The 19096-nt window shown below is 62.1% G+C and carries 21 protein-coding genes; 12 read left to right on the top strand and 9 right to left on the bottom strand.

Features of this window, described 5'->3' with window-relative positions; genetic code table 11:
• Positions 1–183: 183 nt before the first annotated feature.
• From QRN50_RS21475 to QRN50_RS21455, 5 genes are all read right to left on the bottom strand, one after another.
• Positions 184–1644, bottom strand: a complete 1461-nt coding sequence (locus tag QRN50_RS21475) for an aldehyde dehydrogenase family protein (RefSeq protein WP_060405849.1) — start codon at positions 1642–1644, stop codon at positions 184–186.
• A gap of 184 nt (positions 1645–1828) precedes the next feature.
• Positions 1829–2686 carry a GNAT family N-acetyltransferase gene (locus tag QRN50_RS21470; protein ID WP_011268411.1) on the bottom strand — a complete coding sequence of 286 codons (858 nt, stop codon included), beginning with the start codon at positions 2684–2686 and terminating at the stop codon, positions 1829–1831.
• 38 nt (positions 2687–2724) lie between these two features.
• Entirely contained in the window at positions 2725–3909 is a 1185-nt protein-coding gene (locus QRN50_RS21465) for an NAD(P)/FAD-dependent oxidoreductase (RefSeq protein WP_054091841.1), read from the bottom strand.
• Positions 3910–3922: 13 nt separating this feature from the next.
• On the bottom strand, positions 3923–4321 hold the full coding sequence (locus tag QRN50_RS21460) for a RidA family protein (RefSeq protein ID WP_011268409.1): 399 nt from the start codon (positions 4319–4321) through the stop codon (positions 3923–3925).
• Positions 4311–5447 (bottom strand): DSD1 family PLP-dependent enzyme, encoded by a 1137-nt coding sequence (locus tag QRN50_RS21455; RefSeq protein ID WP_032655010.1) that lies wholly within the window; start codon positions 5445–5447, stop codon positions 4311–4313. The genes QRN50_RS21460 and QRN50_RS21455 overlap by 11 nt, the downstream gene beginning before the upstream one ends.
• A gap of 96 nt (positions 5448–5543) precedes the next feature.
• On the opposite strand from QRN50_RS21455, the gene QRN50_RS21450 reads away from it, so the two are divergent.
• Together QRN50_RS21450 and recR are read left to right on the top strand one after the other, a co-directional pair.
• The gene (locus QRN50_RS21450) at positions 5544–6428 is read left to right on the top strand and encodes a LysR family transcriptional regulator (RefSeq protein WP_004408163.1); all 885 of its coding nucleotides are present in this window, start codon (positions 5544–5546) and stop codon (positions 6426–6428) included.
• A gap of 110 nt (positions 6429–6538) precedes the next feature.
• Positions 6539–7141 carry a recombination mediator RecR gene (gene recR, locus QRN50_RS21445; protein WP_004408165.1) on the top strand — a complete coding sequence of 201 codons (603 nt, stop codon included), beginning with the start codon at positions 6539–6541 and terminating at the stop codon, positions 7139–7141.
• A gap of 21 nt (positions 7142–7162) precedes the next feature.
• Here the strand turns inward: recR and QRN50_RS21440 are convergent, their stop codons facing one another.
• Together QRN50_RS21440 and fliK are read right to left on the bottom strand one after the other, a co-directional pair.
• Positions 7163–7486 carry an EscU/YscU/HrcU family type III secretion system export apparatus switch protein gene (locus QRN50_RS21440; protein ID WP_003370273.1) on the bottom strand — a complete coding sequence of 108 codons (324 nt, stop codon included), beginning with the start codon at positions 7484–7486 and terminating at the stop codon, positions 7163–7165.
• Positions 7486–9111 carry a flagellar hook-length control protein FliK gene (gene fliK / locus QRN50_RS21435; protein WP_060400327.1) on the bottom strand — a complete coding sequence of 542 codons (1626 nt, stop codon included), beginning with the start codon at positions 9109–9111 and terminating at the stop codon, positions 7486–7488. The genes QRN50_RS21440 and fliK overlap by 1 nt, the downstream gene beginning before the upstream one ends.
• Before the next feature lie 189 nt (positions 9112–9300).
• On the opposite strand from fliK, the gene ccmA reads away from it, so the two are divergent.
• Genes ccmA through QRN50_RS21385 form a run of 10 tightly spaced genes read left to right on the top strand, consistent with a single transcriptional unit; the run spans position 9301 to position 16697 of the window.
• Positions 9301–9948, top strand: coding sequence for a cytochrome c biogenesis heme-transporting ATPase CcmA (gene ccmA / locus QRN50_RS21430; protein ID WP_060400328.1), 648 nt, complete (start codon positions 9301–9303; stop codon positions 9946–9948).
• Positions 9945–10616 carry a heme exporter protein CcmB gene (ccmB, locus tag QRN50_RS21425; RefSeq protein ID WP_004408170.1) on the top strand — a complete coding sequence of 224 codons (672 nt, stop codon included), beginning with the start codon at positions 9945–9947 and terminating at the stop codon, positions 10614–10616. Before ccmA ends, ccmB begins: the two co-directional genes overlap by 4 nt.
• A gap of 54 nt (positions 10617–10670) precedes the next feature.
• The gene (locus QRN50_RS21420; protein ID WP_004408171.1) at positions 10671–11474 is read left to right on the top strand and encodes a heme ABC transporter permease; all 804 of its coding nucleotides are present in this window, start codon (positions 10671–10673) and stop codon (positions 11472–11474) included.
• Complete coding sequence (ccmD, locus tag QRN50_RS21415; RefSeq protein ID WP_011268404.1) at positions 11471–11647, top strand: heme exporter protein CcmD; 177 nt, start codon at positions 11471–11473, stop codon at positions 11645–11647. The genes QRN50_RS21420 and ccmD overlap by 4 nt, the downstream gene beginning before the upstream one ends.
• Positions 11644–12111: a cytochrome c maturation protein CcmE gene (ccmE, locus tag QRN50_RS21410; RefSeq protein ID WP_011268403.1), complete on the top strand. Its 468-nt coding sequence runs from the start codon at positions 11644–11646 to the stop codon at positions 12109–12111. Before ccmD ends, ccmE begins: the two co-directional genes overlap by 4 nt.
• Before the next feature lie 3 nt (positions 12112–12114).
• The gene (locus QRN50_RS21405; RefSeq protein ID WP_096126909.1) at positions 12115–14088 is read left to right on the top strand and encodes a heme lyase CcmF/NrfE family subunit; all 1974 of its coding nucleotides are present in this window, start codon (positions 12115–12117) and stop codon (positions 14086–14088) included.
• Positions 14085–14621 carry a DsbE family thiol:disulfide interchange protein gene (locus QRN50_RS21400; protein WP_096126908.1) on the top strand — a complete coding sequence of 179 codons (537 nt, stop codon included), beginning with the start codon at positions 14085–14087 and terminating at the stop codon, positions 14619–14621. The genes QRN50_RS21405 and QRN50_RS21400 overlap by 4 nt, the downstream gene beginning before the upstream one ends.
• Positions 14618–15088, top strand: a complete 471-nt coding sequence (locus QRN50_RS21395) for a cytochrome c-type biogenesis protein (protein ID WP_058399244.1) — start codon at positions 14618–14620, stop codon at positions 15086–15088. Before QRN50_RS21400 ends, QRN50_RS21395 begins: the two co-directional genes overlap by 4 nt.
• Positions 15085–16278 (top strand): c-type cytochrome biogenesis protein CcmI, encoded by a 1194-nt coding sequence (gene ccmI / locus QRN50_RS21390; protein WP_058399245.1) that lies wholly within the window; start codon positions 15085–15087, stop codon positions 16276–16278. Before QRN50_RS21395 ends, ccmI begins: the two co-directional genes overlap by 4 nt.
• An 11-nt stretch (positions 16279–16289) precedes the next feature.
• Positions 16290–16697: a hypothetical protein gene (locus tag QRN50_RS21385; protein ID WP_004408187.1), complete on the top strand. Its 408-nt coding sequence runs from the start codon at positions 16290–16292 to the stop codon at positions 16695–16697.
• A gap of 59 nt (positions 16698–16756) precedes the next feature.
• On the opposite strand, the gene QRN50_RS21380 is transcribed toward QRN50_RS21385, so the two are convergent.
• Entirely contained in the window at positions 16757–17782 is a 1026-nt protein-coding gene (locus tag QRN50_RS21380) for a sulfate ABC transporter substrate-binding protein (protein ID WP_080433767.1), read from the bottom strand.
• A 76-nt stretch (positions 17783–17858) separates the two neighbouring features.
• Complete coding sequence (locus QRN50_RS21375; protein ID WP_004408189.1) at positions 17859–18692, bottom strand: ion transporter; 834 nt, start codon at positions 18690–18692, stop codon at positions 17859–17861.
• Between the last annotated feature and the right edge of the window lie 404 nt (positions 18693–19096).

Below are 19096 nucleotides of genomic sequence, written 5' to 3'. Positions count from 1 at the left end.
TTGCTCACTTTGGTCCCTCAAAGTGAGTCGCCGAGGGGCGAAAAGGTGACCTGAGTCGAACCTCAATCCACCTGATATCGCAGAACCGCTGTGTGACGCGGAGCGTCACGAAAGGCATTACCACGCGGAGCGTGGGAACGATAGTCACAATCGGCAAGAATCAGTGCGTAGCACAAACGCCACTCAGGCAAACCCTACAATAGCCTTGGTCTCCAGATACTCTTCGAACCCCTGCACACCGTACTCGCGACCGTTGCCCGAGCGCTTGTAGCCGCCAAACGGGGCCATCGGATTCCAGGCTGGGTAGTTCAGGTGCACCTGCCCGGCACGAATGCGCGAAGCCACTGCGCGCGCCTGCTCGAGGTCCTGCCCCTGTACATGCGCGCCCAGGCCATAGACCGTATCGTTGGCAATTGCGATGGCCTCCTCGACCGTGTCGTAGGCAATCAGACACAGCACCGGGCCGAAAATTTCTTCCCGGGCAATACGCATCGACGAGTCCACTTCGGAAAACACCGTAGGCCGGGTATAGAAGCCTCGCTCATGGCCCTGTACTCGTCCCGGCCCGCCGCAGATCAGCTTCGCGCCTTCACTCAGCCCGGCATCGATCATCGCCTGGACACGCTGAAACTGCGCCTCGTTGGCGATCGGACCGAGTACCGTTTCCTCCAGTTGCGGATCACCCACAACAATTGCTGCGGCCGTTTCGGCAGCCAGCGCTTCGACTTCTGCCAGTCGGTTCCTGGGCACGATCATTCGCGTCGGTGCGCTGCACGACTGACCCACATTGCGGAACGCGGCCATCACGCCGGGCGGCACGGCTTTGGCGAAGTCGGCGTCGGGCAGGAGGATATTCGGCGATTTGCCGCCCAGTTCCTGAGTCACTCGTTTAACCGTCGGCGCGGCGGCCTGCGCCACCAATGCGCCTGCCCGGTTGGAGCCGGTGATCGAGATCATGTCGATATCAGGGTGGGCCGCCATCGCACCACCGACCTCGGGGCCGCTGCCATTGACCAGATTGAATACCCCCGGCGGCAGACCCGCGTCATGCACCAGTTGTGCGAACAGCAGGGCGCTCAAGGGCGACAGTTCGCTGGGCTTGAGCACCACGGTGCAGCCGGCCGCGATGGCCGGGGCGACCTTGGCGGTGATTTGATACAGCGGCCAGTTCCACGGCGTGATCAGCCCGCACACACCGATGGGCTCGCGGTCGATCGCCGTGCTGCCTTCGACGGTGTGGAAGCGGTAGGTCGCCAGCAGGTCACGTGCGACACGCACGTGTTCTGCGGCCAGCGGCACCTGCATGGCCCGCGCCGAACTGATGGATGCGCCCATCTCCAGCGAGATCGCCTGCGCCAGTTGTTCCTTGCGCTCGAGAATCAGCTCGTGGATCCGGCCGATGACCTGGGCGCGGGCGTGTGGCGAGGAGCCGGACCAGCCGGCAAAGGCTGCCCGCGCTGCCGCAACTGCACGGTCGACATCGGCGGCCGAGCCACTGGCGACATGCGCCACCACTTCTTCGGTCGCTGGGTTGATCACCGCGATACTGACCGGGTCGAGCGGGGCGGACCAACGACCATCGATATACAGTTTCAGCGCGGTGTCCGGATCAACGTGATGGCTGTTCAAGGACTGTGAGGTCATCCAGCGGGCTCCCTGGAGCGATAATGGTCAAGGCCGGGCCGTTTGCTGTCGGGCCGTTCGATACCCATAAGCTAACAAAGCAGTCTGGATAAAAAGCGCCGATCTGCCGGGTTGCAAAGAATAATCTGCTGTATGCAACCCGCTAACATGGCGGACCTGTTTCGGCCGTTTATCCGCGCTGTTTTCAGCCGATCGCCTGAGTCACCAGCGCGAATTGCTGCACATCCGGGTTCGCGGCAGGCGGCGTCCCGAGCACCATGCGCGGTGCCCTGTCGACACACGGCAGACTCAGGCTTTCAAGCCACGCCGCCAGCCCGCAGTCGGCCAGAATGTCGAAGCGCACGAACAGGCCGGGTATCTGTTGCAGCAGGTGTTCAATCAATCGCTGTGCCTGATTTACATCACCGGCAACCACCGGGCCGATGATATGACCGCGGCCGAAGCGACGCAGCAGGGCGATGCCTTGCAACTGGCCTGCGTGTTCAATGCCGACCGCCTGTTCTGCATCGTGCAACAGATCAGTCAACACAGCAGTGCGATCCAGGCCGCTGCCCGCGTTGGCCAGGCGGATCAATTCTGCGTGGTCGGTCGCGCCCAGCGTACGTATCGGCACGTCGTCTTTCGCTGGCGCCAGCCCTGACAGGTCGGCAACGCCCTGATGCTGCTGGATGCGTGCGAAGTCAACGAAACCCAGGCTCTGGTAAAGCGGCGCGCCCAGTTCTGTGGCGTTGAGGATCGGCGTGCGCGGTGCTGTTGCGTCGAGACACAGCCTCATCAAGTGGCGACCGATGCCTTTGCCCTGATGATCATCGCGGACGATCACCAGCCCGATCGAGGACCAGTCACCCTGATGGCAGGTAAACGCCACGCCAACCAGCTGGCCATCGTGCTCGGCGACAAAACCCTCGGAAGTACGTTGCACCATTGCCCAGTCCTGTTCGCGGTGTGGCCACTTGAGGCTCACTGAAAGGGCATGGGCTGCCGGGATATCCGCCGCAGTCACCGGGCGATACTGGTAGTGAGCGTCTGGGGTTGCAGGCATGGCGCCTCCGTTGCGATGAGGTGGGTGAGTGGTTGGGCTCATACCAGCTTTCCGGTGCTCATCAGGCTGGACATGAGCGGCATTTCGATGGCGGTCGGATCGGTGAAGCGGCGAATATCGAACGGGCTGATCAACGTGCGCGTGCTGCCGGTGCTGATCAGCTCGGCCATGACGTCCCCGACGCCGGGGCCAAGCTGAAAACCGTGGCCGCAAAAGCCAAACGCATAGAACAGGCCGTCGACCTTGCCGCTCCTGCCCATGATCGGCAGCGAGTCCGGCGTGTAACTCTCGATGCCGCTCCAGACGCGGATGATGTTCAGCTTTTCTGCGCCCGGTAACAGGCGTTTCATCTGTTTCATCTGGTTGATCAGGCTTTCCGGCTTGAAGTAGGCGCGGCGGTTGAGCATGTCCGGCTTATTGCGATTGCCGCCCCCGATGATGATGTTGCCGCGCGGGATCTGCCGAAAATAGATGACTTCTTCCTTGATCTTGGTAAACACCCCGATCACCGTCGGCAGCGCGTAAGGTATCGGTTCTGTCACCGACATCTGCGGTCCGTTGGGCTCAAGAGGGACAGACTCGCCGAACTGCTCGGCGAGCCTGGCGCCCCAGGCACCGGCAGTGATGAGCAACTGTTCGGCGACGAATAGCTGTCCATCGGCGGTGGTGACCTGAAACTCGCCGCCGACCTTCTGCACCTCGATCACTTCAGTGCGCTCTTCGATTCTTGCACCCGCACGAATCGCCGCGCGGGCAAATGCCGGTGCAGCCAACCGAGGGTTGGCGTGCCCGTCATGGGGCGCATAGGAACCGCCTTTGACTTGTGCACCGAGAAACGGAAAACGGTCGTGCAGCGCCTTGCCGGAAAGGATCTGCAAGTCCAGCTCGCGGGCTTCCGGGGCGGCGGCATAGGCTTCCAGTTCGGCGATTTCGTCTTCGCGATAGCAAACGCGCATGTGCCCGCTGGGAATGAATTCCAGGTCTTCGCCGATCAGCTCCGGCAGGCGCTTCCACAGTGCCCAGGAGCGATTGGACAGTTCCAGTTGGCCGAGAAACCGTCCCTGACGGCGCACGTTGCCGAAATTCACGCCGCTGGCGTATTGGCCGATCTGGTCGCGCTCCAGCAGGGTGACCGAACGGCCGTGCTGGCGCAGAAAAAACGCAGAGGATGCGCCCATGAAGCCGCCGCCGATAATCAGGACATCGCTTTTTTGTGGGGTCATGAGGGGCTCCCGGTCATGTTGATTGGCTACAACGCGCCAGGGCTTCGATCTCGATCAGGTAACCGTGGTGCAATTCCGGGACCGGCACCACCGCGCGCGCAGGGCGATGCTCGCCCAGATAGCCCGCGTAGAGGCGGTCGAAGGCAGGCCAGTGCTGGACGCCTGCGATGTAAATGGTCACTTTAAGCAGGTCATCCGTGCTGCATCCCGCTGCGCCAAGGATGGCCAGCAGATTGTCCAGCGCCACGGCGGCCTGGACCTCGAACGGCTCGCCGACGCTGTGACTGCCATCGGCGCGCACCGGCAGTTGTCCGGAAACATGCAGCGTGCCTTGATGCAGCATCGCCTGCGAATAATGCCCGCCGGGTGCTGCAGCCCCGGGCGTACTGATCGGTTTCATCTCACCAGCCATGCAGACGACTCCAGGTATGGATTGCGCCTTCGCTGTCGCAGGCGTGGTAGTCGGGGAATTGCGCGCCGGTGGCACAGGCGTGATTGGGCAGAATGCGCAGCCGGCTACCGATGGGAAAACGCTCGCTGATGTCGGTCTCGCTGCCCGCAGCAAGCGTGATGATGCCGTGCTCCTGATTGGCACCGGTGACCCGTGCACCGTCGATCCACTCGCCAGTTTCGTTGCACACCTGGCCATAGCCGAAATCCTCACGCTGGCGCTGAGTGCCACGGTCGCGACTCATGGCCATCCAGCCTGCGTCAACGATGATCCAGCCCTTGTCCTGCTGATGGCCGATGACCGTGGTCAACACGCTCAGGGCCAGCTCATCTGCCCGGCATACGCCAATGTTGTGCATCACCAGATCGAAGAACACATACACCCCGGCGCGCACTTCGGTCACGCCGTGCAGGCTCTGCGCCGACAGTGCCGTCGGGGTCGAACCGATGCTGACGTCCGCACAGGGCAGCCCTGCCTGGCGAATCCGCTCGGCGGCGCTGACGCACAGCCTGCGTTCCTGTTCGGCGAGGGCTTGCAGCGCTTCAGGGGTGTCGAGGTCATAACTGGACCCGGCATGGGTCATTACCCCACGCAGTTGCATGCCGCCGTTGACCAGCGTGCTCGCGACCTCGACCAGCGAGGGGTCTTCGACGGTCAGCCCGGAGCGATGACCGTCGCAATCGATTTCAATCCACACGTCGAAACGTTCGTCATGCGCCTGGCCGAAAACCGCAATCGCCCGGGCCGCCGCTACGCTGTCGGTCAGGATGCTCAGGCGGCAGCCCTTGCGCCGCAGTCTGAGTGCCTGCTCCAGCTTGCCGGGTGCAATGGCGACGGCATAGAACACGTCGTCGATGCCTTCGGCAAAGCAGTGCTCGGCCTCCTTTAATGTCGACACCGTGACGCCGCTGGCGCCCGCTGCAATCTGCGCCTGAATGACCGGCAGGCATTTGCTGGTCTTGACGTGTGGGCGCAAGCGCACGCCCAGTTCATTCATGCGTTGTTGCATGCGCTGGATATTGTGCTGCATGCGCGACACGTCGAGCAGCGCGACAGGCGTATCGAGAGAAGACAGGGAGGCTGACATGGAAAGCGCTCGTGTGACTGGGTACGGCAGCCACTCTACGCAGCGATGATGAAGCTGTGGTTCAATGCGTGATCATCAATCCTTAAGCTGAAGTGAATGATCGCCATCGAAGACCTGCGTCTGGCCGTGACCCTGTCGCGCTGCGAATCGCTCAGTGCTGCCGCCAGAATCCTCAATGTTTCGCCGCCCGCATTGTCGATGCGCTTGCGCAAACTGGAGACGCAACTGGGCATCACCCTGGCCAGTCGCGACGCCAGACGCCTGAGTCTGACCGCTGATGGCGAGCGTTTCGCCCGCGAAAGCGCACAGTTGCTGGAGCAACTGGAGGCACTCCCGGAGTCCTTCAGGCAGCGAGATGAACGACTGGTGGGCACGCTGCGCCTGGCAGCGCCGTTCGGTTATGGACGCCAGCGCATTGCGCCGCTGCTGGCGCGCTTCGCCAGGCTGCACCCGCAGTTGTGCCTGCAACTGGACCTGCGCGAAACACCCTGGCCGGACCGTCATGACAGCGATGCGGTGATACACATCGGCAGCCTCAATGACAGCCAGTGGATCGCCATGCCGTTGGCACAGAATCATCGCTGGTTGTGCGCCAGCCCGGCGTATATCGAGCAGCATGGTGTGCCCTCGACGCCCGAGCAGCTGGCCGGCCATCGCTGCATCTGCATTCGCGAAAACGATGAAGACGTCACCCTCTGGCACCTGAGCAAGGGCCAGACGAAAAAGACCCTGCGCATCGAGCCCGCGCTGCTCAGTAACGACGGCTCGGTCGCCCGGCGCTGGGCCGAGCAGGGGCTGGGCATCGTGTTGCGCTCGCAGTGGGACGTCAGCGACGCCATTGCCAGTGGCAGGCTGGTGCGGGTGCTTGCCGATTGGCAGCTGGCCAGTGCGCCGATCAACCTGCTGGTGCCTGTACGCAAGCATCGCAGCGCACGGGTACAGGCGTTGACCGAGTTTCTCGAGACAGCCCTGAAAGCCTGATTCGGCACAGTACCGGCACGCTGTTGGTCGCTGGGTTGAACACCTTAATTGACGCTCACGGCAACGCGCGGGTATAAACCGCGTCTTGTGTTTTTGTCGGATTTTTCTCCATGAGCTTCAGCCCCCTGATTCGCCAGTTGATCGATGCCTTCCGCGTGCTGCCGGGCGTCGGTCAGAAAACCGCTCAGCGCATGGCGTTGCAGTTGCTGGAGCGCGACCGCAGCGGCGGTTCGCGGCTGGCGCAGGCACTGGGGCAGGCGATGGACGGCGTGGGTCACTGCCGCTCGTGCCGCACGCTGACCGAAGAGGAGCTCTGCCCGCAATGCGCAGACCCGCGGCGTGATGACACGCTGCTGTGTGTGGTCGAAGGCCCGACGGATGTCTATGCGGTGGAGCAGACTGGCTACCGCGGTCGTTACTTCGTGCTCAAGGGCCATCTGTCGCCACTCGACGGCCTGGGACCGGAGGCCATCGGCATTCCGCAATTGATGGAGCGCATCAGCCAGCAGGGCACCTTCACCGAGGTGATCCTCGCCACCAATCCGACGGTGGAAGGTGAGGCGACGGCGCATTACATCGCCCAACTGCTCCACGACAAGGGCCTGGTCGCGTCGCGCATTGCTCACGGCGTTCCGTTGGGTGGCGAGCTGGACCTGGTCGACGGTGGCACGCTGGCGCATTCGTTTGCAGGGCGCAAGCCGATTGCAATGTGATGCCGGCCAGCGCCTCGGCTGTCAGTAGCGCGGCGTGATATCGCGTTCGACAGGCGGCGCGTCCGGGTCCTGACCTGCTGGAAATTTGCCTTTCAGGTGCCAGGCGAACGCGATGATTTCGGCAATCGTGCGGTACAGCGGCTCTGGAATACTGTCGCCTAGCTCCATGCGTGCCAACAGCTTGACCAGTTCGGCGTTCTCATAGATCGGCACTTCGTATTCGCGGGCGATGGCCAGGATGGCCTCGGCCAACTGGTCGTCGCCCTTGGCGCTGAGCGTCGGGGCGTGCTGGCCGTCATAGCTGAGGGCGATAGCCTGGCGCGGAGTGTGATCGGGTAGGCTCATCAGGCGTTCTCATCAATCCAGCGTTGTTCGAGCGCGGTGCGCGGACCGCTCGGCGGTGCGCCGTGGCTGCAGGCCAGTTCGCCCACCTCCAGACCGCAGGCTATCAGCCGTTCGCGCAGGTACCCCAGTTCATGTTCGATCAATGCCGCGCTGTCGGGGCGCTCGGCCCATAGCTGGCTGGACAGTGTGCCGCGCAATAGTTGCGCATGCACCTGCAAGGGGCCCAACGGCTCGAGGTCGAACGCCAGGTCGACTTTCCAGAGCTTTTCCCGGGTGTCCTTGATCTCGACACCATCACGGTCTTCGGCCGCTTCCTGATCCGGCTTGTCTTCACGCTGCACCTTGACCTGCAAGGGCACGATGTCGTGGGCGTTGCGCATCGGCACTTCCAGCTGCCAGGTGGTTACCTGGGTGCCGTCGGCGTGGGTACGTGTCTGTTCCAGGCCGCCCAGTTGATGGCTTTGCAGGCGTGAGACCGCAGCCGCAGCGAGCTTGAGGAGGATTTCCAGATCATCCTCCTTCTCGCCACCGCTGACCGCGCGCGATGGCAACGGAAAAATGCTTGGCTGAGTGCGTGCCGCGACCAGGCCCAGGGTGCCCAGTGCATTGCGGATTGCATTGGGCATCGTGCGCGCCAGGGTATTGGACGCCGCCGCTGCGCCGTAAGACATGTTGTCCGGCAGGCCGGGAAGAATCTGGGCGATCAGGCGCATCAGGTTGGCTTTCATGTCCGGCATCTGCGCCGGGTTCAAGCCGGCCAGCAGCCTGGCTTCCAGAAAAGCGCCGCTGGCGTTGAACGCCTGGGCCACGCCTTTGGGCGTGGTCATCTGCTCGACATCGGGCAGGTCGGCGAGCAATTGGTCGATACTGGCCTGCAGCGGCGCGCTGATGGCCGGGCTGTTACTGGTCGGGCTGCCGGACTGCAGGTTTTGCAGGGCGTTGATCAGGGTGTCCAGCGAGCCTTGGCGATTTTGCTGTGCGGACAGTTGCTGCGCCAAGGCCAGTTGGTCGAAGCGACCGGGCAGGGCCACGAAGTTGAGTGCCTGATTGCCTTGTACCTGAGCGCTCAAGAGGCTGCCGACCGTCAGCGGCTGCGGGCTCTCGATGGTCAGACTGGAACCCGCCAGCGCCGTGTTGAGCAGCATCACGATGGAGCGGTAGGTGGGCGTCGCAGCGGCCGGGTTCTGGCCGGCCAGTTGATTGACCGCCTGAGCGATCACCTGGCTGGTCATGACTTTGCCCTGCAGCAGCGTGCCGACCGGTAATTGTCGGGTATCGATGCTGGTCATCGAGTTTTTCATCGCGCTGTTGAGTTGCTGCAGCGTCAAGGTCAGCTCGTTAGCCGACGCCTGCGACACTTGCAGCAGGCTGCCGGGCGTGAACGGGACGCTGCTGGTGACCGGTAAATTGGTCAGGCTGCCGTTGGCGAGCACCAGCCGCAACAGCAGTTGGAAGTTCTGGTTGACCTGCTTGAGGGTCAGCACTTCGGCGTTGGCGGTTTCGCCTTCGGGGATCAGATTTTCCGCCGATTGCAGCATGGTCAGCACTTGCGCGGGGGAGATGCCGGCGCGCAACAGTGTCAGAGTGGCGTTTGTTGCCGGAACGCTGGTGATGTCGCCTGTCATTGAACTATCGACCCGAGGAAATTGCCCCTTTGATAACAGGACTCGCATGTATAATACCGGCCAAAACCGGACCAGCCGCCATTAACTTCTCTTCATGTAACGGCCGTATCAACCCCGACTTGAACCGCGTTTTACTCCGTATGTGTCTGTTTTGGCACATTTCGCGACGCAAAACACTGGAAACGCCCGATGATCCCAGTCACCCCATTTTTGCAAGCGACGGCTCTGGCGTGTGAGCGGGACGGGCGGATGCTGTTCGAAAACCTCGATCTTCACCTGCACACAGGCGACATGCTGCAGATCAGCGGTCCCAACGGCTGCGGCAAGACCAGCCTGCTGCGCCTGCTGTGCGGGCTGATGCAGCCAACGGCCGGGCAAATCCTGCTCGACGCGCAGCCACTGGGCCGGCAGCCCGCCGCACCGGGCCGCAAACCGTTGTGGATCGGTCATGCGCCAGCGATCAAGGATGTGCTGACGCCACTGGAAAACCTGTCCTGGCTCAGTGCACTTCACCAGCCGGACGGTGCCGATGCCGATACCATTGCCACCGCGCTCGATGCGGTCGGGCTGGCAGGTTTCGAGGATGTGCCCTGTCACACCTTGTCGGCCGGGCAGCAGCGTCGCGTCGCGCTGGCACGTCTGTATCTACCGGGCCCGCCACTCTGGCTGCTCGACGAGCCGTTTACCGCGCTCGACCGCCAAGGCATCGAGCAACTGGAAAACCACCTCGCCCGGCACTGTGAACACGGCGGTATGATTGTCATGACCACCCACCACAGCCTGAACCGCCTGCCTGCGGGCTATCGGGACCTCGACCTGGGGCAATGGTCAGCATGAGCAATGTGTTTGTCCTGCTGATGCTTCGTGAGGTGCGGCTGCTGGCGAGGCGTCCGGCAGAGCTGGCCAACCCGCTGGTGTTCTTTGCGATCGTGGTCGCCCTGTTCCCGCTGGCGCTGGGACCGCAGACGCAATTGTTGCAAACCTTGTCGCCGGGGCTGGTCTGGGTGGCGGCACTGCTGGCCGTGCTGCTGTCGCTGGACGGGCTGTTGCGCAGTGATTTCGAGGATGGCTCGCTGGAGCAGTGGGTCCTTTCGCCGCACCCGCTGGCCCTTCTGGTGCTGATCAAAGTGCTGGCACACTGGGTTTTTTCCGGGCTGGCACTGGTACTGTTGTCACCTTTGCTGGCATTGATGCTCGGTCTGCCGGTGCAGTGCCTGCCGGTGCTGATGGTTTCGCTGCTGCTGGGCACCCCGGTGCTCAGCCTGCTGGGCGCATTGGGTGCAGCGTTGACTGTGGGTTTGAAGCGTGGCGGCCTGCTGCTGGCATTGTTGATTCTGCCGCTGTACATCCCGGTACTGATTCTGGGCAGCGGTGCATTGCAAGCCGCGCTGCAGGGCATGCCGGCGACTGGCTATCTGCTGTGGCTGGCCAGCCTGGCGGCGCTGGCGATCACCCTGACACCCTTTGCGATAGCCGCTGGCCTGAAAATCAGCATCGGCGAATAATTGAGGTTCCGGGATCGAGACTTCGATGCCGGTCAACACCCTGGATGTACCCTGATGAAAAGCAACGCCATGAAAAGCAGCATCGGTTGGGCCTGGCTGCACACGCTCGGCTCGCCGAAAGGTTTTTATCGCGTCAGCGCACGCCTGCTGCCCTGGATGAGTGTTGTCGCTGTGCTGTTGCTGGTCATCGGCATGGTCTGGGGCCTGGCGTTCGCGCCGCCGGATTACCAGCAGGGCAACAGCTTCCGGATCATTTATATCCACGTACCTGCCGCGATGCTCGCCCAGTCCTGTTACGTCATGCTGGCCGTGTGCGGGCTGGTCGGGCTGGTCTGGAGAATCAAGCTGGCCGATGTCGCGCTGCACTGCGCTGCACCCATCGGCGCGTGGATGACCGCGCTGGCGCTGGCGACCGGCGCGATCTGGGGCAAGCCCACCTGGGGGGCATGGTGGGTCTGGGACGCGCGACTGACCTCGATGCTGATTCTGCTGTTCCTGTATTTCGGCCTGATCGCGCTGGGCAATGCCATCAGTAACCGCGACAGCGCCGCCAAGGCCTGCGCGGTGCTGGCGATCGTCGGCGTGGTGAACATTCCGATCATCAAGTATTCGGTCGAGTGGTGGAACACCCTGCATCAGGGGTCGACGTTCAGCCTCACGGAGAAACCCGCCATGCCGGCTGAAATGTGGCTGCCGCTGCTGTTCACCACGCTGGGTTTCTACTGCTTGTTCGGCGTGCTGTTGATGATGCGCATGCGTCTTGAAGTGTTGCGTCGCGAAGCGCGCACCCAGTGGGTCAAGGCCGAGATTCTGCGCAGCCTGGGGCACACAGCAGCGCAGTCGGAGAACACGCTTTGAGTTTTGCATCGTTCAGCGATTTTCTTGCCATGGGTCGCCACGGGGTATTTGTCTGGTCGGCCTACGGCCTGTGCCTTGTGGTGCTGCTGATCAACGTGGCGCTGCCGCTATGGGCGCGGCAGCGCTTTCTGAAACAGCAGGCGCGTCGCCTGAAGCGGGGGAATCGCCCGTGAACCCGCTACGCAAAAAACGCTTGTTGATCATTGTCGCGCTGCTGGCCGGTGTTGGTCTGGCCGTGACCCTGGCTCTCAGCGCCTTGCAGGAAAACATCAACCTGTTCTACACCCCCAGCCAGATCGCCAATGGCGAGGCGCCACTGGATACCCGCATTCGGGCCGGCGGCATGGTCGAAAAGGGCTCATTGCAGCGCTCGGCCGATTCGCTGGACGTGCGTTTTGTGGTCACCGATTTCAACAAGTCGGTAACCATCACCTATCGAGGCATTCTTCCCGATCTGTTTCGCGAAGGGCAGGGCATCGTGGCGCTGGGCAAACTCAATGCACAGGGCGTAGTGGTGGCCGACGAGGTACTGGCCAAGCATGACGAGAAGTACATGCCCCCCGAGGTCACCAAGGCCCTGCGTGACAGCGGTCGGGCGGCACCGGCTGCGTCTCCCACACCCGTCAAACAGGGTTGATCGATGATTCCCGAACTCGGCCATCTGGCCATGATTATGGCACTCGGCTTTGCGCTGGTGCAGGCCATCATTCCGCTGATCGGCGCGTGGCGCGGTGACCGCTTGTGGATGAGCCTGGCCCGTCCGGCAGCCTGGGGCCAGTTCAGCTTTCTGATCTTCGCCTTCGGTTGCCTGACCTACGCGTTCATGGTCGACGACTTCTCTGTCGCCTACGTTGCACAGAACTCCAACACCGCGCTGCCCTGGTACTACAAGTTCAGCGCCGTGTGGGGCGCGCATGAAGGTTCGTTGCTGCTTTGGGCATTGATTCTCGGTGGCTGGACCTTCGCCGTGTCGGTGTTTTCCCGGCAACTGCCGCAGGTGATGCTGGCGCGGGTCCTCGCCGTGATGGGCATGATCAGCCTGGGTTTCCTGTCGTTTCTGATCCTCACCTCAAATCCGTTCGCGCGTCTGTTGCCGCAGATGCCCGCGAATGGACGTGATCTGAACCCGTTGTTGCAGGATATTGGCCTTATCGTGCATCCGCCGATGCTGTACATGGGCTATGTCGGCTTCTCCGTGGCGTTTGCATTCGCCATCGCCGCCTTGCTCGGCGGTCGACTCGACGCTGCCTGGGCGCGCTGGTCCAGGCCGTGGACGCTGGTGGCCTGGGCCTTTCTCGGCATCGGCATCAGCCTGGGCTCATGGTGGGCGTATTACGAGCTGGGCTGGGGCGGCTGGTGGTTCTGGGACCCGGTGGAAAACGCCTCGTTCATGCCTTGGCTGGTCGGCACTGCGCTGATTCACTCGCTGGCGGTCACGGAAAAACGTGGCGTGTTCAAGAGCTGGACGGTATTGCTGGCCATTGCTGCGTTTTCACTGAGCCTGCTGGGCACGTTCCTGGTCCGTTCCGGGGTGCTGACCTCCGTGCACGCCTTTGCCTCGGACCCGGCGCGCGGCGTGTTCATCCTGATGTTCCTGCTGGTCGTGGTGGGTGGCTCGCTGACCCTGTTCGCGATTCGCGCACCGGTGGTCAAAAGCCAGGTCGGATTCGGCCTGTGGTCGCGGGAAACCCTGCTGCTGGGCAATAACCTGTTGCTGGTGGTTGCCGCGTCCATGATTCTGCTGGGCACCCTTTATCCGCTGGTGATCGATGCCATGAGCGGCGCCAAGATGTCGGTCGGGCCGCCGTACTTCAATACACTGTTCGTGCCATTGATGGGCTTGCTGCTGGTGGTGATGGCGGTCGGCGTACTGGTGCGCTGGAAGGACACGCCGCTGAAATGGCTGCTCGGCATGCTGGCCCCGGTACTGATTGGCAGCGTTGTTCTGGCGGTGCTTGCCGGTCTGCTGCTGGGCGATTTCCAGTGGGCGGTGCTGGCGACCCTGATGCTCGCCGCCTGGGTGCTGCTGGCCGGGGTTCGCGACCTGCTCGACAAGACTCGCCACAAGGGGCTGCTCAGCGGCGCACGCAGTCTGACCCGCAGCTACTGGGGCATGCAGCTGGCGCACCTTGGCATTGTCGTGTGCGCGCTGGGTGTGGTGCTGTCGAGCCAGAACAGCGCCGAGCGCGATTTGCGTATGGCCCCCGGCGAGTCCACCGAACTGGGTGGGTATACCTTTGTCTTCGAGGGCGCCCGGCATTATGAAGGGCCGAACTTCACCTCGGATCGGGGCACCGTTCGCGTGCTGCGCAACGACGTTCAACTGACCGAACTGCACCCGGAGAAGCGCTTCTACACCGTGCAGCAGTCGATGATGACCGAAGCGGGCATTGATGCCGGTTTCAGCCGTGACCTGTATGTCGCCCTGGGTGAACCGCTGGGCGATGGCGCGTGGGCCGTTCGGGTTCATGTCAAACCGTTTGTGCGCTGGATCTGGCTTGGCGGCCTGCTGACCGGTCTGGGCGGGGTGCTGGCGGCGCTGGACCGGCGTTATCGCACCCGGGTGAAGAACAAGGTGCGCGAGGCGTTGGGTATGTCGGGAGCTGCACAATGAAACGTTGGGTCATGGTACTGCCACTGGTGCTGTTTCTGGGCGTCGCGGCGTTCTTGTATCGCGGTTTGTATCTGGACCCCGCCGAGCTGCCCTCGGCACTGATCGGCAAGCCTTTTCCGGCATTTTCGCTACCGGCGGTGCAGGGCGGGCGGATGTTGAGCCGTGCCGATCTGCTCGGCAAACCTGCGCTAATCAACGTTTGGGGCACCTGGTGCGTGGCCTGCCGGGTGGAGCATCCGGTGCTCACCCGGCTGGCGCAGCAGGGCGTGCTGATCTATGGCGTGAATTACAAGGACGTCAACGCCGACGCGCTGAAATGGCTCAAGGAATTTCATGATCCGTATCAGTTGAATATTCGTGATCAGGACGGCTCTCTGGGGCTCAATCTGGGGGTGTACGGTGCGCCGGAAACCTTCCTGATCGACGCTCAAGGCATCATTCGTTACAAACACGTCGGGGTCATCGACGACGCAGTTTGGCGCGAAAAGCTTGCCGCGCGCTATCAGCAACTGGTTGATGAGGCACGGCCATGAAGCGCCGTCTGCTGATCGTCCTGCTCAGCGTGCTGTGCTCAGGCATTGCTCACGCGGCCATCGACGCTTATGCCTTTCGCGACGACGCCGAGCGCGCGCGCTACAGCGAACTGACCAGAGAACTGCGTTGCCCGAAATGCCAGAACCAGGACATCGCCGACTCCAATGCGCCGATTGCCGCTGATTTGCGCAAGGAAATCTACCGCATGCTGGGCGAAGGGCAGAGCAACCAGCAGATCATCGATTTCATGGTCGATCGCTATGGTGATTTCGTTCGCTACAAGCCGAGCCTCAATGCACGCACCTGGTTGCTGTGGTTCGGGCCGGCCGGTCTGCTGTTCGGCGGACTCGTGGTGATCGGCCTTATCGTTGGCCGCCGCCGCAAGGCGCAATCCGCAAAGGCCGATGAGCTTTCCGAAGATGAAAGGCAGCGTCTTGCCACCTTGCTGGATGAGCACCGCCCATGATCGATTTCTGGATGGCAACCGGGCTGTTGCTGCTGGTTGCGCTGAGCTTCTTGCTGATTCCGCTGTTGCGCGGCCATCGCGCGCAACGGGAAGAAGACCGCACGGCTCTGAACGTGGCGTTGTATCAGGAGCGACTGAACGAATTGCAGGTTCAGCAGGAGCAGGGCGTGTTGTCGGTGGTGCAACTGCAGGCTGCACGTGCCGAAGCAGCGCGCGAGCTGCTTGCCGACACCGAAGGTGCGGAGCCCGACCGGACTTCGCGCCTGGGCAAGCCCTTGCTGCTGCTTGCTGCGCTGCTGGTCCCGGTGTTGGGGCTGGCGGGCTATCTCCAGCTGGGGGCCAGCGACCGGGTTGAACTGAGTCGCGAATTCGCTCGACCACCGACCTCGCTGGCAGACATGACCCAGCGTCTGGAGCGCAGCGTGCAGGCTCAACCGGACTCAGCCGAAAACCTGTATTTTCTGGCGCGCAGCTACATGGCGCAGAACCGCCCGGGTGATGCCGCGCAGATGTTCGAGCGTTCGGTAGCGCTGGCCGGAAGGCAGCCCGAGTTGCTCGGGCAATGGGCTCAGGCGCTGTATTTCGCCAGCGACAAGCACTTCACACCCCAGGTGCAGGCGCTGACCGACGAAGCGCTGCAGGCTGACCCCAGGGAAGTCACCAGCCTTGGTCTGCTGGGGATTGCCGCGTTCGAAACACAGCGCTATCAGGCGGCGGTGGATTACTGGACCCGGTTGCTCGCAGCACTGCCCGCAGATGACGCATCGCGTTCGGCACTGGAAGGCGGCATTGCCCGCGCCAGAGATAACCTCGCCAAACGCGCGGCAGACGCGGCGCCGGCAGTTAAGGCGAAGTCGATTAAAATTCATGTCGAGCTGGCTGCGGCGCTTCAAGGCAAGGTAAGGCCGAACGACAGCGTGTTCATCTTCGCCCGCGCCATCAATGGCCCGGCGGCGCCTTTGGCGGTCAAACGGATTACCGTGGCGGACTTGCCTGCCGACGTGGAACTGAGCGATTCCGACGCGATGATGCCGCAACTGAACCTGTCGAACTTTGCGCAAGTCCAACTGGTTGCGCGAGTGTCTCGCGCAGGGCAGCCAACCACCGGTGAGTGGGTCGGCCGCAGTCAGCCACTGGCCAGTGATTCCGGGGTTCAGCAGGCGTTGACCATTGACAGTCCGGATAACTAGAGAATTCGCTTATGTACCGTACCGCACGCATCACCTTGTTGGGTCTGGTCGTTGGCCTGAGTGCCTGTGCTGTCCAGCATCCGGCACCGCCACATAGCCAGGAGCCGATCCTCAACCTGCCGGGTGGCCAGCAGCCCGGCGCGCCGCGTCCGAGTAGCGCGCCTTCGGAGCCTGCCAAGGCGCCTGCCGCCGCGCCGAAGTCCTCGGCCAGTTTCGCGCCGCCACCGGGTGGCGGCAGCCATTGGGATCCGCGCCTGGGCGTGTACGTGATGGATGATCAGCCCAACACCTTCTATCGCCAGCGCACCTACTATCAGTGGAATGACGGCTGGAGCTGGGCAACCAGCCCCAACGGTCCGTGGCAGGCCACTGATGTCAGCGGCGTGCCGGCAGGGCTGGGCAAACAGTTCAGTAAATGATTCAGGCTTGAATAAAAACGGCGACCTTGCAGGTCGCCGTTTTGCATTGCCTGAGCGGCTTATTTGCCCGGATAGATCTGGTCGAACACACCGCCGTCGATGAAGTGGGTCTTCTGCACCGTGCGCCAGTCACCGAAGTTTTTCTCCACCGAGAGGAAGTCCACTTTCGGGAAGCGATCCGTGTACTTGGCCAGCACCTGCGGGTCACGCGGGCGCAGGTAGTTTTTGGCCGCGATTTCCTGGCCTTCCGGTGACCACAGGTATTTCAGGTATTCCTCAGCCAGGGGGCGGGATCCTTTCCTGTCCACGACCTTGTCGACCTCACTGACCGGTGGCTCGGCTTCTGCCGACACGGACGGGTAGACCACTTCGAACTGGTCGCGACCGAATTCACGGGCGATCATTTCCGCTTCGTTCTCGAAGGTGACCAGCACGTCGCCGATCTGGTTGGTCATGAACGTCGTAGTCGCACCGCGACCGCCGGTATCAAGCACTGGCACATGGCTGAACAGATCACCGACGAATTTCTTCGCCGCCGCTTCATCGCCGCCTTTTTTCAGGGTGTAGCCCCAGGCCGACAGGTAGGTGTAGCGGCCGTTGCCCGAGGTTTTCGGGTTGGGCACGATGACTTCGACGCCATCCTTGATCAGGTCCGGCCAGTCTTTGATCGCCTTCGGGTTGCCTTTGCGCACGATGAACACCGTGGCCGAGGTGAAGGGCGCGCTGTTGTTTGGCAGGCGGCTGACCCAGTCTTCCGGCACCAGCTTGCCATTGTCGGCCAGGGCGTTGATGTCAGTGGCCATGTTCATGGTGATCACGTCAGCCGGCAGCCCGTCGATGACCGAACGCGCTTGCTTGCTCGACCCGCCGAAGGACATCTGCACGGTCACCTCTTCATTCTTCTCGGCTTTCCAGTGCTTCTGGAAGGCGCTGTTGTAGTCCTTGTAGAAATCACGCATCACGTCATAGGAGACGTTGAGCAGCGGCGGAGCTGCCTGGGCAGCGTTGGCAAAAGCCAGGCCGGCGGCCAGTAGCGAGGCGGCGAAGAGTTTAATCACTGCAAGGTCCTTGAGATGAAGCGTCATGTGACAAGCCTGATGGCGTAATGCCGCGACACTATCAGCATGGCGCCTGCGGTTTAAAGACCGAAAAGATCTTTGCTTATGCCTTGTGCTCTGTTTTTGTAAACAATTGATTGCCGCAGCGTGAGCAGAACGCCGCGCCATGCTCGTGAAGGTTTTTCGAGCACACCGGGCAGTCGTGTTTCAGCTGCTCGCCGCGCATGGCGTTGGCCAGCTCGGCGGTGAATATCCCGGTGGGCACGGCGATGATCGAGTAACCGGTAATCATCACCAGCGAGGAGAGCATCTGGCCGAGCGGAGTCTTGGGCACGATATCGCCAAAGCCCACCGTCGTCAGGGTCACGATGGCCCAGTAAATACCCTTGGGAATGCTGGTGAAACCATGCTCCGGACCTTCGATCACATACATCAGCGTGCCGAATACGGTGACCAGTGTCGACACCGTGACCAGAAACACGATGATCTTCTGCTTGCTGCCACGCAGCGCCGCCAGCAGGTAATTGGCCTGCCGCAGGTAGGTGCCGAGCTTGAGCACCCTGAAGATCCGCAGCATACGGATGATCCGCACGATCAGCAGGTATTGCGCATCGCTGTAATAGATCGACAGCACGCCCGGCACGATCGCCAGCAGGTCCACCAACCCGTAGAAACTGAAGGCGTACTTCAGCGGCCGTGGCGAGCAATAGAGGCGCAGCATGTATTCGATGGCAAACATCAGCGTGAAGCCCCATTCGATCCACGCGAAAAGCATCGCGTAATCACGATGAATACTCTCGATGCTGTCGATGATAGTGACCAGCAGACTGAGCAGAATCGCGACCAGCACCGCCTTGTCAAACATCCGCCCGGCAGGCGTATTGGCCTCGAAAATAACAATATGCAGCCGCTCGCGGCGGCTGAGAGAGCTGTCCATGGTGCTTCCCGAATCAAAGATCGGGTGAGCCTAGGAGCATTGGGTGGTTGAGTGCAAGCACACAAGACCTGCGTGAGCGAGCCGGACGACGCTTCGCCTGCTCGCGAAAAGGTCGTTATAGCCCGCGTAAAGGTGACCTGAGTCGAGCCCCCAATCCACCTGACAACGAAAAACCACCGTGTGACGCAGAGCGTCACGAACTGCATTCCAACGCGGAGCGTTGGAACGATAGTCAAGCTGGAGCGTGGGGACGAGATTCAAAATCGCAGTCACTGCCACCGAAATGCTTTTCGAACACGATGGCACTGACAACGCAGAATGCGACGTTAGTGACGGCTGAGTCCTGGCTCTGATCCGGGGGTAGCCTGGCAGGACGCCAGGCTAGCCGCACCGGGCCATGGAGG

It is taken from the genome of Pseudomonas sp. MEJ108 (genome assembly GCF_030208985.1).
Lineage (GTDB): Bacteria > Pseudomonadota > Gammaproteobacteria > Pseudomonadales > Pseudomonadaceae > Aquipseudomonas > Aquipseudomonas fragariae.
This window is presented reverse-complemented; position numbering and strand designations above follow the sequence as displayed.